Raw genomic sequence first — 18,832 nt, 5'->3', positions numbered from 1 at the left:
CATCGCGTCCCACCTGATGGTCGGCGCGCCTTCGCCTGGTCCGGCGCGGTCCTGCTACGGCGCCTCGATCGGCAGCGGACGGCCGAGGATCGCGAACGGTCGCGGGTCGCCGGTGAAGTGGTACTCACGCAGCACGTCGAGGAACCCCATGCGGCGGTACAGCTTCCAGGCCCGGCTGGTGCCCTCCGGAGTGGACAGCAGGACGTGGGCGCTCGGCACGCCGTCGAGCAGCCGCCGCAGCAGGTCCTCGCCGATGCCCTTGCCCTGGTTCCCCGGGCGCACGTGGATCTCGGTCAGCTCGAAGTAGTCCGCGAGCCAGCGGTCGGCCTCATGCGCGCCCTCTCGGCGGGTCAGTCCCTGGCGCACCTGCTCGTGCCACCACTGCCCGGCGCGGCCCTTGTACCCGTAGGCGACGCCGAGCAGTTCGTCGTCGGCGTCGAGGGCGGCCATGCAGCGCCAGCCCGCGCGCAACGCGTGCGTCAGCCACATCGGCGCCCGCTGCTCGGCGGTGCCGTCCGGGTAGCGCATCGCGGTCACGTAGATGGCCAGCGCCTCGGGCAGGCGCGCGCGGAACTCGTCCGCGGAGAGCTGGACGTAGCGGAAGCAGCCGGGGGACGTCGCGGTCACGATCGGTCGTCCTCCGCCTCGGCCGCCAGCCGGCCGGCCGTGCCCCCGGTCAGCCGGACCAGCCCGTCGAAGGTGGTCGGGAAGACCGATTTCGGGTGCCCGGCCGCGGCCCACACCACTTCGTACGCGCGCAGCGCCGTGTCCACCAGCGTCACGAGCTTCGCCGGGTGGCCGACGGGGGCGACGCCGCCGATGGCCTGTCCGGTGTGCTCGCGGACGAACGCCGCGTCGGCCTTGCCCACGTCGGTGAGACCGGAGAGCCCGGCCAGCCGGTCCGGGTCGGCTCGATGGGCGCCCGAGGTGAGGGCGAGCAGGGCCGTGTCCGCGCCGTCGGCGGTGCGGGCGCGGAACACGAGGCTGTTGGCGATGGCGCCGACCGGGACGCCGAGCGCTTCCGCGGCCTGCGCGGCCGTGCGGACCTCGGCCGGCAGCATGCGGACGCCGTCGGCGGCGGACTGCTGGCCCGCCCCGGCCAGCACGGCTGTGACCTCGGCGACGGCGGGATGGTCGAGCGTGCTCATGCGGTTATGAGACCACGCCACCGGCACCGTGTCCCGCGCCACGCCCCCGGAATACACCGGCGGGGTTGAGCAAACGCGGCACCTGGGGTTACTCTGGAAAAAGTTCGAACGTACGTTCGAAACCCGGTGAGCACGCACCGGCCGGTGCCCGGCCCGGGGCGGGGGAAGCGCCTCCGCGCCGGACACCGGGCCGGGGCTCACCCGAGCAGGAGGAGGGTTGTCATGTCCGTCTCGGTCGTGTCCCCCGCGGACCCCGGGCAGCCACAGCTGCCCCTGTCGCTGCGGCCGCCCGCGCCGCCGGCCGCGGTCGCCCTGCTCGCCCAGGCCCGGCGCGGGCTGGGCGCCGCCGAGCGGGAGCGTGACCCGGCGGAGCGCTTCATCGGCGCCTACCTTTCGGCGCTGCGCGGCGCCTCGGCGGTGCTCGCCGCCCGCACCCGCCCGGGCCGTGGCCGGTCCCGCCCGGCCAGCGGCTGGGTCCTGCTCGACGCCGTGGCGCCCGAGCTCCGTGAGTGGTCGGCGTTCTTCGCGGCCAACTCGGCCGCGCGCGCCGCCGCCGAGGCCGGCATCACCGGCCGGGTCACCGCGGAGTCGGCGGCGGACCTGCTGCGTGCCACGTCGCTGTTCCTCGAAGTCGTCCGCCGTGTGGTGCACGGAGAACCGATCACGGGCGAAGCCCATGTCGCGTGAGCTCGGCCCGGTCGACCACGGGCGGTTGCTCGAAGCGCTGGGGATCGAGGCGAGGCTGCTCGGCGAGGTGGCCCACGCGACCTCGCCGGACAGCCCGGTGCCGACCACGCCGGGCTGGACCTCGAGTGAGCTGCTCCGGCACGTCGGCAGCATCTACCGCCTCGCGCGGGGCTGGATGACCGACGGCCGCCGTCCGGCCCACTGGCAGCGCCGCCCCCTGCCGGGCGAGCCGGTTGCCGAATACTTCGACACTGGCCGTGCGGAGCTGCTGGCCGAGCTGTCCGCGCACGACCCGGCCGCCCGCGCGTCCACCTGGTGGCCCGCGGACCCGACCTACGGCTTCTGGCGCCGCCGCATGCTGCACGAAACCCTGATCCACCGCTTCGACGCCGAGCTCGCCGCGGCCACCGCCCACGCCCCGATCCCGGACGACCTGGCCGCCGACGGCGTGGACGAGGTCCTCACCCTGTACTTCGACCAGAAGCTCGCCACCATGGGCCTGGCCGGAACCCGCCACGGCACCGTCGGATTCCGTACCGGCAACCACAGCTGGATCGCCCGCGCGGGCCCCGACGAGACGGTCGCCTGGCGCTGCTCCCCGGCGGAAGCCGCCACCGCGGACGAACTGGTGGAGGCCGAAGCCCCCAAGGTCTACCTGTGGCTGTGGGGCCGCGCCGCCCCGACCGCGGTGACCGTCACCGGCGGCCACGACCTGGCCGCCCAGGTCTGGGCCCTCCTGCGGCTCGCCACCCGCTGAAACCGGAGAGCGGGGAAGCTTTTCCGGTTCCACCGGGCGGCCCGCCACCGGATTTCCGTCGTGCGGCTTGCCGTCGAGTTCCGTCGGGCGGGCTCGTCTCCGGTTGTCTCGGGTGGCTCGCTGCCGATTCCGTTGGGTGGCTTGCTGTCGGTTTCCGTCGTGCGGGCTCGCTTGCGGGTTTCGTCGGGCGGGCTTGTAGCCGGTTGTCTCGGGTGGCTTGCTGCCGGTTCCGTTGGGTGGCTTGCTGTCGGTTTCCGTCGTGCGGGCTCGCTGCCGGATTTCCAGGGAGCGGCTCGCCGCCGGTTCCCTCGGACGGTTCGCTTCCAGGTTCCGGGGGCGGCTCGCCGCCGGTTCTCTCGGACGGCCCGCTGCCGGGTTTCGTCAGGTCGGCTTGCCTGGGGGTTCCCTTGAGTGGTGTGCCGTCGGGTTTCCTCGCGCGGCCTGCCCTTGAGTGGCTTGCCGCCGCAGTGTCCACACTGGACCCGCCGGGGCGGTGCTGGTACCGCCGTGCCAGTACCGGGCCCGCAGCGGCGGACCGGTTGCGGCGCCGCTCCGGCTTGGGGGCGAAGCGCCCGCATCCGGCCCGCCGTTGCATCGGTGGCACCTGACCTGCCGCAGCGGCCACTCCGCTCCGGGTCGCCGCAGGGGCCAACCTCGACTCGCCGCCGCACCACTCGCATCTGGGTGGCCGCAGGGTCTGCACCGGCCCCGCGACCGCGCCGACCGTGCCTGGTGCGGCGGTGACTAGTGCGTTCCCACGGGTTGGCTGCCGTCCTGCAGTCGGCTCCGTCGTGGTCCGGCGGGGCGAGGGCAGACGGTCGCTTTCGCCGGAGCAACCTGCCGCCCGGGATGACTACCGCTGAGGCAGCCGATTGACCTGTGGCGGAGGCTGGTCGAGACGATTCGCGGCGGCGGGGAAGGGGTCGCAGGCGGGGGAGTGCCGAAAGAAACCAGTTCCGCGGGACCGCGCCGCTCTGAGCCTGTGTTTCGAGCGGATAACGGAACCCGGCCGAACGCTGACAAGCGCGAAACACCGCGCGACGGGCCCGGTTACAACCATCGGCAACCGTGAGGGCATGGAAACCTTCCGAGCTCTGCCGGATCGCACGTCGCTGGTGGCCGAGCCGTTGCCCGAGGAGCCGGTCGCGTCCGCGTGGCGCGTGCGGGTCCGGATGGACGACCGGCCCGGCACGCTCGCGCGCATCGCCATCCGCCTGGCCGACCTCGAGTGCAACATCCTGGGCCTCACCGTGCTCCCGGTACCCGGCGGCGTGCTCGACGAGATCGTGCTGCGGCCCGCCACCGGCCTGCCCAAAGAACTGCTCGCCGTCGCCATCCGCGACGAGGGGTGCGAGTGCTCGGGCATCGTCGACGCCGACGTCCGCGAGTTGCGCGACACGGCGTCATTCGCGTTGTCGGCGGCTCGGCGCGCGGTCGATGCTCCCGATCGGCTTGCCGAGGTGCTCCGCGAAGTGCTCGCCGCCGACCTCGTCACCTGCGTTCCGGCGCCGGAGGGCAACCCGGGCCGCACCGAGAGCGGACACCGCGCGGTCTTCCCGCTCGACGCCGCCACAGTACTGGTCGCGCGCCGGCGCTGGTCACCGTTCGTGGAGCTGGAGCTGACCCGCGCGAGCGCGTTGATCACGCTGCTCGCGGCCGCGCGCCACAATCTCTCGGGTGCCGTCGCGCTCGACCGACCGGACGGTGCGGCCGTCGTCCTCCGCCCCGGCACCCCGCGTGACGCCGACGCGGTTTCCGATCTGCACCAGCGTTGTTCGAAGGAAACGCTGTTCCGCCGCTATCACACCGGCGTTCGCACGGTGCCGCGCCGCTGGCTCCACAAACTGCTGATGCCCCCGCGCGGATCGAGCGTCCTCGCGGTCCACGGCCGCGAGGTCGTCGGCCTGGGCCAGCTGATCCCGCAGCCGGACGGAACCGCCGAAGTCTCGCTGCTGGTGGAGGACGCCTGGCAGGGCGACGGCATCGGGACGGCCCTGCTGGCGCGCTTGGTCGCCTTGGCCGTCGCCGCGGGCCACCCGGAACTGACCGCCGTCTGCCTCCCCGGCGACGACACGATGTCCCGGACCGCCGCCCGCGCCGGCCTCCGCACCGAACGGTCCACCACCGACAGCTCGGACCTGCGCCTCTTCCTGCCCTGACCCCGGCACCCCTGAACCTCGACAGCGCTTGAACCGGGACCGAGAACCGCGGTGCTCAGGGCCGGCGGGATCCCTGGGTCAGCGGTTCCAGAACCAGTCCTTGCCTCGGGCTTCGCGCAGCGCCTGCTTCTTGCGGTCGGGGGTGAGGCGGTCGAGGTAGAGCTTGCCGTCGAGGTGATCGGTCTCGTGCTGGAGGCACTGGGCGAGCACGTCCACGCCCTCGACCTCGATCGGCTCGTTGCGCAGGTCGACCCCCCGGACCACGGCGTGCTTCGCGCGGACGGCGGGGAACCACAGCTCGGGCACGGACAGGCAGCCCTCGCCGATCTCGTGCGTCTCCTCCGACAGCGAGACGATCTCGGGGTTGATCACGTACCCCGTGAGCCCGCCGACGTCGTAGCTGAACACCCGCAGGCTCACGCCGATCTGCGGTGCCGCGAGCCCGGCCCGGCCTTCCGGCTCGACCGAGTCCAGCAGGTCCTTGACCAGCGCTTCGATCTTCTTGTCGAAGGTGGTTACGGGATCGCAGACCGTCTTCAGCACCGGGTCACCGAAGTAGCGCAGTTCGCGCATCGCCATGATCACAACGTCCTTATGTCACCGAGTGTCCGCGGAAAGTCTAGTGACCGCTGTGCTCACGCCCGTAGCCGCAGGCCCTTCGGCGTCGCGCGGAACCCGGCCTCCTGCAGGATCTCCGCCAGTTCGGAGGTCAGCGCGTGCTCGCCGTCGGCCCGCTGCACGGCGAGCTGCCCGAGCCAGCCCTCCCGCACGGCCGTGGACAACGCCGCCGCGGCCTGCTGCAGAGCCGGACGCTCCTCGGTGAAGCTCAGCAGCGACTTCCCGCCCCGCTCGACGTACAGCGCCGGCACCCCGTCGACCAGCACCGCCAACGCCCCGGACTTCCGCGCGGGCCGGTGCTTCGGGTCACCGGTCGCGGCCGGCCAGGACAGCGCCGCCCCGTACGGCTGCGCCGGGTCCGCCGCGGCCAGCACCACCGCGGTGCCGGACCGGCCCCCGGAGAGGCCGGCCTGGGGACCGGACACCGCGCGAAGCCGGTCTACCGCACCCTTCGCCGCGAACTGGGCCGCCCCGAGCCCCTCGACCACGTAACCCCGCACAACCTGGCCGGCGTCCTCCATCCCGCGCAGTACCTTGTAGATCCCGGAAAACCCACCGGTGACGCGTTCGGTGTCGAGGGCGCCACGGGTGAGCACGCCGTGGCGCTCCAGGAACGCTTCGGTGCGCGCGTGCGCCCGCCGCGTCGGGTCCGTCTCACGCGGCGGGGTGAGGGCCCAGCGCCCGGCGACAGTCGGCGGCCCGCTCCGGGACGGCATCTGCGGACGGCCCGCCCGCATCCGCGCGTACCGCCCGCGGGGCGCCTGCCGGCGGGGCTTGTGCGCGCCGTGCCCCGCGACCTGCGCGCGCAGCGGGACCAAGGTGTCACCGGTGACCAGCCCGGCCCAGACCAGATCCCACAACGCGGCGACCACCGCGCCGTCGTCCGGTGGCGCCTCCAATTGCGGTGTGGCCCGGTCCACCAGCTGGCGGAAGAACAGCGCCCCACCGTCCAAAGCGGACACGATCGCCTCGTGCAGCGGGCTCGACGGCGGATCCTCCTCCACCTCCGGCAGCAGCAGGTCCGCCACGTCGGACGGGGCCAGCGCCAGCCAGCCGTCCCCGCCCGCCAGCGCCCCGCAGCCGGCCCAGGTGACCTCGCCCGCGGTGGTCAGCTCGTCGAGCAACGCGGGGGAGTACCCCGGCAGCCGGCTCGGCAGGATCAGCGACTCGACCGCGCTGGCCGGCAACGGCGCCCCCGCCAGTTGCTCCACCACCGACAGCACGTCGTCGGCCGTGGGCGCCGACCGCAGCCGCCCGCCGATCCCGTGCCAGGACGGCAGGAACCGGCCCAGCGCGGCCGGCTCCACCGGCTCGACCTCGGCCCGCAGCCGGGCCAGCGACGCCCGCCGCAACCTCCGCAGCACCGCCGAATCGCAGTACTCGACGCCGGCCCCCTGCGTCTCCGGGTGCCCGACCGGGCTCAGCTCCCCGCGCACCATCCGGCCTTGACCGGTCAGCCGGTCGAGCACCCCGATGACCACCGCCGAGCCCAGCCCGAACCGCGCCGCCGCCGCCGAAGCCGGGAACGGCCCGCGCACCCGTGCGTACCGCGACAGCAGGTCGCCCAGCGGGTCTTCGACCGGCTCCGTGAACGCTTCCGGCACGCCCACCGGCAGCGCCGCGCCCAGCGCGTCACGCACCCGGCCCGCATCCTCGATCGCGAGGTACCGCTCCTCGCCGGCGATCCGCACCCGGATGGCCCGCCGCGCGGATTCCAGCTCCACCAGCCACTCCGGCCGGATCCCCCGCTCACCCGCCTCCTCTGTGGACAGATCGCCGAGGAACCGCAGCAGGTCGGCCGCGTCCTCGGCCGACCGCGCCTGCCGCTCGGGATCCAGCCGCTGCAGCGTCTGCTCCACCTCCCGCACCGCGTCCGGGTCGAGCAGCTCACGGATCGCCTCTGTGCCCAGGAGCTCGGCGAGCAGGGTGGAATCCAGCGACAGCGCCGCCGCCCGCCGCTCGGCCAGCGGCGCGTCGGTCTCGTACAGGAACATCCCGACGTAACCGAACAGCAGACTCCGCGCGAACGGTGAGGCCGAAGGCGTCTCGACCTCCACCAAGCGCACCCGGCGCGCCCGGACGTCCGCCATCAGCTCCCGCAGCCCGCCCACGTCGTAGACGTCCTGCAAGACCTCCCGCATCGCCTCCAGCACCACGGGGAACCGCTCGTACTTCGCCGCCACCGACAGCAACTGCGACGCCCGCTGCCGCTGCTGCCACAGCGGCGTCCGGCGCTTCGGATCTCGCCGCGGCAGCAACAGCGACCGCGCCGCGCACTCCCGGAAGCGGGCTGCGAACACCGCCGAGCCCCCGACCTCCGCGACGATCAGCTGCTCGACCTCCTCCGGGTCCAGCAGCACGTCGTCGGCCGCGATGGTCACCTCGGCGCCGTCGGAGTCGAGCGCGTCGGGCAGCCGCAGCACGATGCCGTCGTCGGAGTGCGCCACCTGTGCGTCGACCCCGCGGTTCTCCCTCAGCCGGGCCGCGATGGCCAGCGCCCACGGCGCGTTCACCTGCGCCCCGAACGGCGAGTGCACCACGATCCGCCAGTCGCCCAGCTCGTCGCGGTAGCGCTCGAGCAGGATCGTCCGGTCGTTCGGCACGTGCCGGGTCGCCGACTTCTGCTCCTCCAGGTACGCCAGCAGGTTGTCGCACGCCCGCTGGTCGAGACCGGCCGCCGCGGCCCGCGCCCCGGCCGTCTCGGAGTCCGATGTGGACAGCTCGCGGACGAACGCGCCCAGCGCCCGGCCCAGCTCCAGCGGCCGGCCGGCCGCGTCGCCCTTCCAAAACGGCATCCGCGCGGGCTGCCCCGGCGCGGGCACCACGATCACGCGGTCGTGGGTGATCTCGGTGATCTGCCACGAGGACGTGCCCAGCAGGATGGTGTCGCCGACCCGCGACTCGTACACCATCTCTTCGTCGAACTCGCCCACGCGGGAGCCGGGCTTGTCGTCCGCGCCCGGGGTCATCACGGTGAACATCCCGCGATCGGGGATCGTGCCACCCGAGGTGACCGCCAGCCGCTGCGAGCCCGGCCGGCCGCGCAGCTCGCCGGCCACCCGGTCCCAGGTGATCCGGGCGCGCAGCTCGCCGAACTCTTCGCTCGGGTACCGGCCGGCGAGCATGTCGAGCACCGCGTGCAGCGCGTCGTCGGGCAGCGCGGCGAACGGCGCTGCCCGCCGCACCAGCGCCGCGACCCCGGGCACCGTCCACGGTTCCAGCGCCACCATCGCGACCACGTGCTGGGCCAGCACGTCGAGCGGGTTGCGCGGGTACCGCACGGCCTCGATCGCCCCGGCGGCCATCCGCTCCGCGACCACCGCGCACGAGACCAGGTCGCCCCGGAACTTCGGGAACATCACCCCGGACGACACCGCACCCACCTGGTGCCCGGCCCGGCCGACCCGCTGCAGGCCGGACGCGACCGTCGGCGGGGCTTCGATCTGCACGACCAGGTCGACCGCGCCCATGTCGATGCCCAGCTCCAGCGACGAGGTCGCCACCACGCAGGGCAGCTGACCGGACTTCAGCGCCTCCTCGACGTGGGTGCGCTGCTCCCGGGACATCGACCCGTGGTGGGCCCGCGCGACCACCGGCTCCGCGCCCGTGGTGAGCCCGGACTGTCCGATCGCTTCGGCCGGGAACGCGGCTTCCTCGCGCAGCTCGGTCTGCTCGGCCGCCAGTTCGTTGAGCCGGGCGGTGAGCCGCTCGGTCAGCCGCCGGGAGTTGGCGAACACGATGGTCGAGCGGTGCGCCTGGACCAGCTCCAGCACCCGCTCCTCCACCGCGGGCCAGATCGACGGCCGCTTCACCGCCGCGCCGCCGCCGTCTCCCTGGGTGCCGCTGCCGTCCTCGGACGGCAACTGGGACAGCGAGGTCAGGTCGTCCAGCCGCTCCATCGGCGACCGGGCCGGACCGTCGAGGTTCGACATGTCCTCGACCGGCACCTCCACCCGCACCTCGATCGTCTTGGCCAGCTTCGGCTGCACCACCGTGACCGGTCGGCCGCCCGCGAGGAACGCGCTCACCTCGTCGACCGGGCGGACGGTGGCGGACAGCCCGATCCGCTGCGCCGGGGTGGGCAGCAGCGCGTCGAGCCGCTCCAGCGACAGCGCCAGGTGCGCGCCGCGTTTGCTGCCCGCGACCGCGTGCACCTCGTCGACGATCACCGTCTCGACCCCGGCCAGCGACTCGCGCGCCGCGGAGGTGAGGATCAGGAACAGCGACTCCGGCGTGGTGACCAGCACGTCCGGCGGGGTCTTCCCGAACGACCGCCGCTCGGCCGCGGTGGTGTCGCCGGTGCGCATGCCGACCTCGATCCCCGGCACCGGCAGCCCCAGCCGCCGCGACGCCTGCGAGATCCCGGCGAGCGGAGCGCGCAGGTTTCGCTGGACGTCGACCGCCAGCGCCTTGAGCGGCGAGACGTACAGGACCCGGCAGCGCTTGCGCGGCTCGGCCGGCGGCGGCTCCACCGACAGCCGGTCGAGGGCCCAGAGGAACGCGGACAGCGTCTTTCCGGACCCGGTGGGGGCGACGACCAGGGCGTGCTCCCCGGCGTGCGCGGCCCGCCAGGCCCCCTCCTGCGCCGCGGTGGGCGCAGCGAAGGCCCCGGCGAACCAGGTCCGGGTCGCGGGGGAGAAGAGGTCCAACACGTCTGCTGCCACGTTCACCATGATGCGCGGCACCCCCGACAGTTTCGGCCGCGGCCGGTCCGCTCGGCGGGAGTGGTCGGGGAGAACGCCTGGTCAGCGACGGTTCACCGGGTCTGTCCTCACCCGTGTGAGCGATCCTCGTGCTCGGCGGGCGACGGAGACCCGGATCCACGAGCCCTGTTCCACTGTGGACGCCGAGCCCTCGGCGGAGCCGCCGGGACGGTGGGTCCCGTCACGTTCGCACGGCAGGCGGGAGCGAGTTTCCCGGGTCCGCCCGCGCGGTGGTGCCCCTCGTGGGAGCATCACCGCCAGCACCGCTACGTCAAGGGGGAGTGCTGTGCGGATCCTGTCGGTGGACCTCGGGACGTCCAACACCGTCGCCGTCCTTTCGGCCCACGGCATGCCGCCCCGGGTCGTCGAGGTGGACGGCTCGGCCACCATGCCCTCCGCGGTCTTCGCCGGCGAGGACGGCACGATCATGGTCGGCCGGGACGCCGAGCGCCGCGCCCGCCTGGACCCGACCCGCTTCGAGCCCAACCCCAAGCGCCGCATCGACGAGCAGACCCTGCTGCTGGGCACCGACGTCGTGCCCGTGAACGAGGCGCTGGCCGCCATCCTGCGCCGCGTGCTCGAGGAGACGAACCGCCAGCTCGGCGGCGAGCCGCCCGACGAGGTCCGGCTGACGCACCCCGCCCAGTGGGGGCCGGTGCGCCGCAACGTCCTGCTCTCCGCGGCCCGGCTGGCCGGCATCGGCTCGCCCGTGCTGCTGGTGCCCGAGCCCGTGGCGGCGGCCGCGCACTTCGCGTCGTTCCCGGGCAAGGCGCTGGGGCCCGGGCAGGCGCTCGCGGTCTACGACCTCGGCGCGGGCACCTTCGACGTCGCCGTCGTCGGCGCCACCCAGAACGGCTTCGTGGTGCTGGCCGAGGACGGGCTGCCCGACCTCGGCGGACTCGACGTCGACCAGGCGCTGATGGTGCACGTCGGCCGCGAGGTCTCGCATTCGGACCCGCAGCGCTGGCAACGGCTCCTGCGCCCGGAGTCCACCGCGGACCGCCGCACGCGGCGCGCGCTGCAGGAGGACGTGAAGGCGGCCAAGGAGGCGCTGTCCCGGCACCCGCAGACCGAGGTACCGATGCCGGAGCCGTTCCGGGACGTGCTGGTCACCCGCGGCGAGCTGGAGGGCCTGGTGCGGCCGTCGATGCTGCGCAGCGTCGAACTGCTCTCGCGCACGCTCCGCTCGTCCGGGCTGACGCCGGACCGGCTCGCGGGCATCTACCTGGTCGGCGGTTCGAGCCGGCTGCCGCTGGTCGGCTCGATGATCGCGGAGAAGCTCGGCGTGGTGCCGGGCAGCCTCGACCAGCCGGAGACGGCCGTGGCGCTCGGCGCGCAGCACGTGGCGCGTGACGGGCTCTCGATGCGGACGCAGAACGTCGAGGGGCCGGTCGCGGCCGGCGCGCCCGCCGCGCCGTCCGGGTACCCGGCGCAGCCCGTCCACCAGCGACAACCGCCGTCGTTCCCGCTTCCGCAGCAGGCCCCGGCACCGTCGAACTTCCCGGTGTATCCACCGGCCGGCCCGGCCGTGACGCCGAAGAAGGGCGGCCGGGCGAAGGTGTGGATCGGGATCGCCGCGGCGGTGGTGGTGCTCGCCGCCGGGCTGATCTTCTTCCTGACCTCGAACTCCTCGTCGAAGACCTACACCGCCGACGAGTGCCGGACCCCCGGCCCGGCCGACGCCCGGGGGCTCACCGGCTGCCTGCGCCAGCTCGCCGGTTCGATCGCCGACACCGGCGACTGCAAGCCCGGCATGGGCAACGGCCCCGCCGCGCCCGCGCAGAGCCTCGGCGCGACGTCGACCTGCTCGGCGCCCGGCCGCGCGGGCACCCAGGTGACCTACGTCCAGGGCGCTTCGGCGGACGCGCTGAAGCAGTACACCGACGGGCTGCTCGGCTCCGCGGGCGGCGACCGCACCGAGGCCGACTGGGCGGGCAACGGGCTCAAGGGCCGGTACTCGTCCGCGGCCGGGCAGGCTTCGGCGGTGCTGGTGTTCACCGTGTCCGACCGGCCGCTCGTCGGCTTCATCTACCAGCTGAACTCGAGCGACCAGGCGGCCGCGACCACTCCCGGCACGCTGGCCGACTACTTCGAGAAGAGCGTGCAGCCGGGGGAGTGAGCGGAACCGGTCCCGGCCCCGCCGCGAACGGGCCGTTCGCGGCGCCGGGGCGGGTGCGGGCTAGCATTCGCTCGATGCGTATCACGGTTTTCCGACGGCTGATGGCCGATGAGTTCGGGGCCGGCCGGGCCGAGGTGCTGGCCAGCGACCACGTGTTCAGCGGGCTCGGCGGCCGGACCGTCGAACAGGCCCTGGGCTCCGGGATCTCGCCCAAACAGATCTGGCGCGAGGTCTGCGAGGCCTTCGACATCCCGCCGGAGCGACGCTGACCTGCGGGTACCGCGCCGAAGCCGACCCGGTCGGGCGAAAAATCCTAGCGCAAGGGCGTGTCGGCTCCAGTCTCGAACAGGTGTTCGTCTAGGGTGTTGTGCACACCGGGGCCAGCGATCCACAGATCGGTCGCCGCGCCGGGAATTGTCGGTCCCTCCCCGTAGCGTCGGACCGGACAGAGCTTCAGAGCTTGATCTGGACAACCGAACAAGGCCTGCAGGCCCGATCAGCGAGGTGGACTTCCCATGGCACCAGCAGCACCCGACAAGGACAAGGCGCTCGAGCTCGCCCTGGCCCAGATCGACAAGCAGTACGGCAAGGGCTCCGTGATGCGCCTCGGCGAAGAGGGCCGCGCCCCCATCGCCGTGATCCCGACCGGGGCGATCGCGCTCGACGTCGCGCTCGGCATCGGCGGGCTGCCGCGGGGCCGGGTCGTCGAGATCTACGGCCCGGAGTCCTCCGGCAAGACGACCGTCGCGCTGCACGCGGTGGCCAACGCGCAGAAGAACGGCGGCATCGCGGCGTTCATCGACGCGGAGCACGCGCTGGACCCGGAGTACGCGAAGAAGCTCGGCGTGGACACCGACGCGCTGCTGGTCTCCCAGCCGGACACCGGTGAGCAGGCGCTGGAGATCGCGGACATGCTGATCCGCTCGGGCGCGCTCGACATCCTGGTCATCGACTCGGTCGCCGCGCTCGTGCCGCGCGCCGAGATCGAGGGCGAGATGGGTGACAACCACGTCGGCCTGCAGGCCCGGCTGATGAGCCAGGCCCTGCGGAAGATGACCGGTGCGATGAACAACTCGGGCACCACCGCGATCTTCATCAACCAGCTGCGCGAGAAGATCGGCGTCATGTTCGGCTCCCCGGAGACGACGACCGGTGGCAAGGCGCTCAAGTTCTACGCCTCGGTCCGCCTCGACGTGCGCCGCATCGAGACCCTGAAGGACGGGGGCGAGCCGGTCGGCAACCGCACCCGCGTGAAGGTGGTCAAGAACAAGGTCGCGCCGCCCTTCAAGCAGGCCGAGTTCGACATCCTGTACGGCCAGGGGGTCTCCCGCGAGGGCTCGCTCATCGACATGGGTGTCGACCAGGGCATCCTGCGCAAGTCCGGGGCCTGGTACACCTACGAGGGCGACCAGCTCGGCCAGGGCAAGGAGAACGCGCGCAAGTTCCTGCGCGACAACCCGGACATCGCCAACGAGGTCGAGAAGCGGATCAAGGAGAAGCTGGGCATCGGCGCACAGCTCGACGCCGAGGCCGCGGCCGTCGACGCGGTGCCCGCCCCCGTCGACTTCTGAGCGGGAAGAGGTGGTCGGGTAGCGGGCAGGGTGTGTTCGCGGAACACGTTCGCCTGGGCTGCCCGGCCGGTGTCTTTCGCCAGGGTCGGGCCCTGAACCCCCGTTGAGGGGCGAACTTCCTGGACTCCGGTGGTGGTTGCAGGGAGCGGTGTGGATGGGGGCGTGACTGCTCTCCGGAGCGTGCGGAGGGGGCTTGCCCGCGGGTTCACCTGCGGCATGTGGTGACGCCGCGAAGTGCGGGTGGTCGGTCGCGGTCCGGGCGGTGCGGCGGATGCGGGTGGCTTTGCGAGTGCGGTGGATCGTGATTCGTCGTGCGGTCTCACCGGGCGGTCTCGTGGTGCTGCCTGGTCTGCCTGGTCACAGGGGAGGGGCGCGGGGAAGTGACGTCACCTGAGTTCTAGTGAGGGGAGCGGTTGTGGCGAGGGCGCCGAAGCTGGACCCGGCGGAGCTGCCGCCGGAAGAACGGGCCAAGAAGGCCAAGGAGATCTGCTTCGATCTGCTGGCCATGCGGCCCCGGACGGCCGGCGAACTCCGTCAGGCCTTGCAGCGCAAGGGCTTCGACGAGGAGACGAGCGAGACGCTGCTCGGCAAGCTGGACCGGGCGGGGCTGGTCAACGACGCGGAGTTCGCCGAGGTCTGGGTTCGCTCCCGGCACGCCAACCAAGGGCTCTCGCGGACCGCGCTCGTCGCCGAACTGCGGCGTAAGGGCGTCGACGACGAGATAGCCGTTCAGGCGGCCGGCGAGGTCGACCGTGAGGCTGAGGAACAGCGGGCCCGTGAGCTGGTCCGCAAGCGCCTGGGCTCGCTGGGGAACGTCGACGAGCAGACGGCGATCCGGCGGCTGCTCGGGTTCCTCGGCCGCAAGGGTTACCCGCAGGGGCTGGCCTACACCGTGATCCGCGACGAACTGCGGGAGTACGGTGCGGAATCCACCATTCTGGACGACGCGGTCATCGAATGACCGGGGCCGAGTGATCGGCATCGTCTGAGTCCCGGCTTCCCGTTGCGCTCCAGGGAAAACCGCCGCCCCCCGGAACTGGTGGCGGGGAGCGGCGGCGTGGGAGCCCGGAGTCAGTCCCCGAGCTTCGCGGCTTCCGCGGCGAGGGACTCGATCGCGGCGAAGTCCTTGGCGGACAGGGCCTTCTTCGGGGTCAGCCAGGAGCCGCCGATGCAGCCGACGTTCGGCAGGGCCAGGTAGGACGGGGCGGTGGCCGGGGTGATCCCGCCGGTCGGGCAGAAGCGCAGGTCCGGCAGGGGACCGGCGATGGACTTCAGGTAGTCCACGCCGCCGCTGGCCGCCGCGGGGAAGAACTTCAGCGCCGTCAGGCCGCGTTCGGACAGGCGCATCGCTTCCGAGACCGTGCCGGCGCCCGGCAGGAACGGCAGGCCGGTGGCGAAGGCGGCGTCGAGCACGGCGTCGGTGCAGCCCGGGGTCACGAGGAACTTCGCGCCCGCGTCGGCGGCCTGCTTGGCCTGGCCGGGGCTGGTCACCGTGCCGGCGCCGATGACGATGTCCGGCACCTGCGTGGCCACGCGCTCGATCGCGGCCAGCGCCGCGGGGGTGCGCAGGGTCAGCTCGATCACCCCGATGCCGCCGGCGAGCAGGGCGCGCGCGGCGGGCACCGCGTCGGCGACGTCGTCGATCACCACGACGGGCATCACGGGGGACAGTTCGAGCAGATCCGTGCCGGTGGTCACTGACCGACCTCCTGGGTCTCCAAGACGGTTTCCGAAGTGGCTTCCGCAGCAGTCTCCAAGACGGGCCGGCCGAGCGGCCCCCGGACCCCGCGGAGCAGGTCCAGTTCCGGCGTGAGCGCCCCGAAGACGCTCGCGCCCTGGTCGGCCGGACCGACCGCACGGCGCAGCGCCCCGAACAGCTCCCGCCCGGTGCCGGTCCAGGATGCCTCGGACGGGGGTGCGTCCACCAGGTCGCGGCGGGCGAGTTCTTCGTCACCGACCAGCACGTCCAAGGTGCCGGCGCGGGCGTCGAGGCGGATCACGTCCCCGTCGGCGACGCGGCCGATCGGGCCGCCCACGGCGGCTTCCGGGGTCAGCTGGATCGCCGCCGGGACCTTGCCCGAGGCACCCGACATGCGGCCGTCGGTGAGCAACGCCACCTGGTGGCCGCGGTCCATCAGCACGCCGAGGGCGGGGGTGAGGCCGTGCAGCTCCGGCATCCCGTTGGCCTGCGGGCCCTGCCGGCGCACCACGACCACCACGTCGCGGTCCAGCTCGCCGGCCTCGAACGCCGCCGTGAACCCCTCCTGCGACGTGAACACCCGAGCCGGCGCCTGCACCACGCGGTGCTCCGGCGCCACGGCCGACACCTTGGTCACCGCCCGGCCGAGGTTGCCCGAGACCATCCGCAGACCGCCGTCCGGGGCGAACGGCCGCTCCGCCGGGCGCAGCACGTCCTCGTCGAGACTGTGCGCCGGCCCGTCGCGCCATTCCAGTTCGCCCTCGGTCAGGATCGGCTCCCGGGTGTAGCGGCGCAGCCCGAACCCGGCGACGGTGTGCACGTCCTCGTGCAGCAGCCCCGCGTCGAGCAGGGTGCCCACCAGGAACTGGATGCCGCCGGCGGCGTGGAAGTGGTTGATGTCCGCGCTGCCGTTCGGGTACACCCGCGCCAGCAGGGGCACCACCGCGGACAGGTCCGAGAAGTCGTCCCAGCTCATCTGGATGCCCGCCGCGGCGGCGATCGAGACCAGGTGCATCGTGTGGTTGGTCGAGCCGCCCGTGGCCAGCAGCGCGATCACGCCGTTGATCAGCGCCTTTTCGTCCAAAACCCGGGAGATCGGCGTGTAGGACCCGCCGCGCGACAGCGAGACCACGCGCCGCCCGGCTTCCTCGGTCAGTGCCCGGCGCAGCGGCGAGTTCGGCTGGACGAAGCTGGCGCCCGGCAGGTGCAGGCCCATCACCTCGACCACCATCTGGTTCGAGTTGGCTGTGCCGTAGAACGTGCAGGTCCCCGCTGAATGGTACGAAGCCGCTTCGGCGTCGAGGAGGTCTTCGCGCGTTGCGAGACCTTCGGCGTACAGCTGCCGTACGCGAGCCTTCTCCTTGTTCGGCAGGCCGGAATTCATCGGTCCCGCAGGAACCAGGATCGCCGGCAGGTGCCCGAAGGACAGCGCCCCGGCCAGCAAGCCCGGCACGATCTTGTCGCACACGCCCAGCAGCAGCGCGGCGTCGAACAGGTCGTGGGACAACGCGATCGCCGTCGCCATCGCGATCACCTCGCGGCTGAACAGCGACAGCTCCATGCCCGGCCGCCCCTGCGTGATCCCGTCGCACATGGCGGGCACGCCGCCGGCGAACTGGGCGACACCGCCGGCTTCGCGCACCGACTTCTTCAGCCACGCCGGGTACTCCTGCATCGGCTGGTGGGCGGAAAGCAGGTCGTTGTAAGAGGAAACGATGGCGACGCCCGGCGCGCGGGCCTCGCGCAGCGCGGCTCGGTCGACGCCGTCCATCGCGGCGAAACCGTGCGCGAGGTTGCTGCAGGCCAGGCCCCGGCGGACCGGGCCTTCCCGGTGGGCCGCCTCGGTGCGTTCGAGGTAGGCCCCGCGGGTCGCCGCACTGCGCTCGACGACCCGGGCGGTGACCTCGGCGACGACGGGGTGCATTCGGGTGTTCTCGGCGGGCTGGTTCGGGCGGCAACGCATGTCCGGCTCCCGGCTCACTGGTGGTGGGGGTCCGCAGGACGGCAGCTCTGGCGTCGCAGGAACGTGACGTCAGCCACGGTAGCCGGTCGAGGGCGCCGAATCAAAATCGATTCAGACAACCCTTAGAGGTGAGCTCGGTCACTCCGATTCGGGTGGGTGTGCTACTTGTCACAGTGCACAGAGCGCGGCAGAGTCGTAGGCGGCGGCGTGATCGTCACCCCGGTCCTGCCGGAGCAGGAGAAGGAGGTTCCCGATGTCCACCACCACCGAACTCGCCGAACTGCGGCGCACCATCGGCCAGCTGCGGCAGTGCGTGGGCACGCTGCGCTCGCGGTACGGCGACGCGGCGGCCGTGCGCCGGCTGGCCAACGACGTCGAACGGCTCGACATCGACATCGCCGACCTCGACGGGCACCCGCCCGCCGTGCCGGCCCAGGCGAAACCGCTCGACCGCGTCCCCGTCCCCGACACCCCGTACGACCCGGCGCTGTGGCACGGCGCCGATGACGAGGGTGTCGGCGGCTACCAGCGCGACCAGCGGTGAGCGCTCCCGCTGACAACGACGTCAGCCGGGAGGGCACCGGTGTCCGCGCACCGGGCCGGGCCCGGATCACCGACCGGACCCTGCGGACCGACCGATGGTGGCTGCAGCCCCTGCTCACCGTGCTGGGGCTGGCCACCTTCATCGGCTACGCGACGGTCCGGGCGTTCGTCCGCACGGCGTACTGGGTGCCCGACTACCACTACCTGACGCCGTTCTACTCGCCCTGCGTCTCCACGTCCTGCGTCGCCGGTTCGAGCCACTTCGGGCACTGGTTCGGCGCCTTCCCGGGCTGGCTCCCACTCGGGGCGCTGGTGCTGCCGTTCCTGCTCGGCTTCCGGCTGACCTGCTACTACTACCGCAAGGCCTACTACCGCTCGGTCTGGTTCTCCCCGCCGGCGTGCGCGGTGGCGGAGCCGCACGCGCGCTATTCGGGTGAGACGCGGCTGCCGCTGATCATCCAGAACGTGCACCGCTACTTCTTCTACGTGGCGACGATCGTCTCGCTGGTCAACACCTACGACGCGGTGATGGCCTTCCGCAGCCCGAGCGGTTTCGGCTTCGGGCTCGGCAACGTCATCATCGTCGCGAACGTGGTGCTGCTGTGGGCGTACACCCTGTCCTGCCATTCGTGCCGGCACGTGACCGGTGGCCGGCTCAAGCACTTCTCGAAGCACCCGGTGCGGTACTGGGTGTGGACCAAGGTCTCGAAGCTCAACTCCCGGCACATGACCCTGGCGTGGACGACGCTCGGCACCCTGGTGCTGACCGACCTCTACGTGCTGCTCGTGTCCAGCGGGGCCATCGCGGACCTGCGGTTCGTGGGTTAGCCGGGCGCCCGCACCGGCGGCCGGGGAAGAACCGGTA

General features: G+C 72.9%; 15 protein-coding genes. 9 read left to right on the top strand and 6 right to left on the bottom strand.

Annotated elements, in window-relative coordinates; translation table 11 throughout:
- Window positions 1-54: 54 nt before the first annotated feature.
- Entirely contained in the window at window positions 55-627 is a 573-nt protein-coding gene (locus NYF13_RS25725; RefSeq protein ID WP_315660206.1) for a GNAT family N-acetyltransferase, read from the bottom strand.
- Window positions 624-1,148, bottom strand: a complete 525-nt coding sequence (locus NYF13_RS25720) for a YbaK/EbsC family protein (protein ID WP_315660205.1) — start codon at window positions 1,146-1,148, stop codon at window positions 624-626. The genes NYF13_RS25725 and NYF13_RS25720 overlap by 4 nt, the downstream gene beginning before the upstream one ends.
- A gap of 222 nt (window positions 1,149-1,370) precedes the next feature.
- On the opposite strand from NYF13_RS25720, the gene NYF13_RS25715 reads away from it, so the two are divergent.
- The 3 genes from NYF13_RS25715 (at window position 1,371) to NYF13_RS25705 (ending at window position 4,751) form a co-directional block, all read left to right on the top strand.
- Window positions 1,371-1,835: an SAV_6107 family HEPN domain-containing protein gene (locus tag NYF13_RS25715; protein WP_315660204.1), complete on the top strand. Its 465-nt coding sequence runs from the start codon at window positions 1,371-1,373 to the stop codon at window positions 1,833-1,835.
- Window positions 1,825-2,592, top strand: coding sequence for a maleylpyruvate isomerase N-terminal domain-containing protein (locus NYF13_RS25710; RefSeq protein ID WP_315660203.1), 768 nt, complete (start codon window positions 1,825-1,827; stop codon window positions 2,590-2,592). The genes NYF13_RS25715 and NYF13_RS25710 overlap by 11 nt, the downstream gene beginning before the upstream one ends.
- Window positions 2,593-3,668: 1,076 nt before the next feature.
- Window positions 3,669-4,751, top strand: a complete 1,083-nt coding sequence (locus tag NYF13_RS25705) for a GNAT family N-acetyltransferase (RefSeq protein ID WP_396287668.1) — start codon at window positions 3,669-3,671, stop codon at window positions 4,749-4,751.
- 78 nt (window positions 4,752-4,829) lie between these two features.
- On the opposite strand, the gene def is transcribed toward NYF13_RS25705, so the two are convergent.
- Both def and NYF13_RS25695 read right to left on the bottom strand, forming a co-directional pair.
- Entirely contained in the window at window positions 4,830-5,330 is a 501-nt protein-coding gene (def, locus tag NYF13_RS25700) for a peptide deformylase (RefSeq protein ID WP_315660202.1), read from the bottom strand.
- A 56-nt stretch (window positions 5,331-5,386) separates the two neighbouring features.
- Window positions 5,387-10,042: an ATP-dependent helicase gene (locus NYF13_RS25695; RefSeq protein ID WP_315660434.1), complete on the bottom strand. Its 4,656-nt coding sequence runs from the start codon at window positions 10,040-10,042 to the stop codon at window positions 5,387-5,389.
- Window positions 10,043-10,358: 316 nt separating this feature from the next.
- On the opposite strand from NYF13_RS25695, the gene NYF13_RS25690 reads away from it, so the two are divergent.
- The 4 genes from NYF13_RS25690 to NYF13_RS25675 all read left to right on the top strand — a co-directional run bounded on the left by NYF13_RS25690 (window position 10,359) and on the right by NYF13_RS25675 (window position 14,723).
- Window positions 10,359-12,191 carry an Hsp70 family protein gene (locus NYF13_RS25690; RefSeq protein WP_315660201.1) on the top strand — a complete coding sequence of 611 codons (1,833 nt, stop codon included), beginning with the start codon at window positions 10,359-10,361 and terminating at the stop codon, window positions 12,189-12,191.
- A gap of 74 nt (window positions 12,192-12,265) precedes the next feature.
- A complete protein-coding gene (locus NYF13_RS25685; protein ID WP_315660200.1) occupies window positions 12,266-12,460 on the top strand; it encodes a DUF3046 domain-containing protein in 195 nt (64 codons plus the stop codon).
- Between the two features lie 246 nt (window positions 12,461-12,706).
- Window positions 12,707-13,762 carry a recombinase RecA gene (gene recA, locus NYF13_RS25680; RefSeq protein ID WP_315660199.1) on the top strand — a complete coding sequence of 352 codons (1,056 nt, stop codon included), beginning with the start codon at window positions 12,707-12,709 and terminating at the stop codon, window positions 13,760-13,762.
- Window positions 13,763-14,195: 433 nt separating this feature from the next.
- Window positions 14,196-14,723 carry a regulatory protein RecX gene (locus NYF13_RS25675; protein ID WP_315660433.1) on the top strand — a complete coding sequence of 176 codons (528 nt, stop codon included), beginning with the start codon at window positions 14,196-14,198 and terminating at the stop codon, window positions 14,721-14,723.
- A gap of 110 nt (window positions 14,724-14,833) precedes the next feature.
- Here the strand turns inward: NYF13_RS25675 and eda are convergent, their stop codons facing one another.
- Together eda and edd are read right to left on the bottom strand one after the other, a co-directional pair.
- Window positions 14,834-15,460, bottom strand: a complete 627-nt coding sequence (eda, locus tag NYF13_RS25670) for a bifunctional 4-hydroxy-2-oxoglutarate aldolase/2-dehydro-3-deoxy-phosphogluconate aldolase (RefSeq protein WP_315660198.1) — start codon at window positions 15,458-15,460, stop codon at window positions 14,834-14,836.
- Window positions 15,457-17,385, bottom strand: a complete 1,929-nt coding sequence (gene edd, locus NYF13_RS25665) for a phosphogluconate dehydratase (protein WP_315660197.1) — start codon at window positions 17,383-17,385, stop codon at window positions 15,457-15,459. Before edd ends, eda begins: the two co-directional genes overlap by 4 nt.
- 292 nt (window positions 17,386-17,677) lie before the next feature.
- Here edd and NYF13_RS25660 point away from each other — a divergent pair, with 292 nt between their 5' ends.
- Together NYF13_RS25660 and NYF13_RS25655 are read left to right on the top strand one after the other, a co-directional pair.
- The gene (locus tag NYF13_RS25660) at window positions 17,678-17,968 is read left to right on the top strand and encodes a hypothetical protein (RefSeq protein ID WP_315660196.1); all 291 of its coding nucleotides are present in this window, start codon (window positions 17,678-17,680) and stop codon (window positions 17,966-17,968) included.
- Window positions 17,965-18,795 (top strand): hypothetical protein, encoded by an 831-nt coding sequence (locus NYF13_RS25655; RefSeq protein WP_315660195.1) that lies wholly within the window; start codon window positions 17,965-17,967, stop codon window positions 18,793-18,795. The genes NYF13_RS25660 and NYF13_RS25655 overlap by 4 nt, the downstream gene beginning before the upstream one ends.
- Window positions 18,796-18,832: the final 37 nt, after the last annotated feature.

Origin of the sequence: Amycolatopsis sp. PS_44_ISF1, assembly GCF_032335455.1 — a bacterium.
In the GTDB taxonomy this organism is placed as follows: domain Bacteria; phylum Actinomycetota; class Actinomycetes; order Mycobacteriales; family Pseudonocardiaceae; genus Amycolatopsis.
Note: the sequence above shows the minus strand (reverse complement) of the source record. Positions and strands in the feature narration are given on the sequence as shown.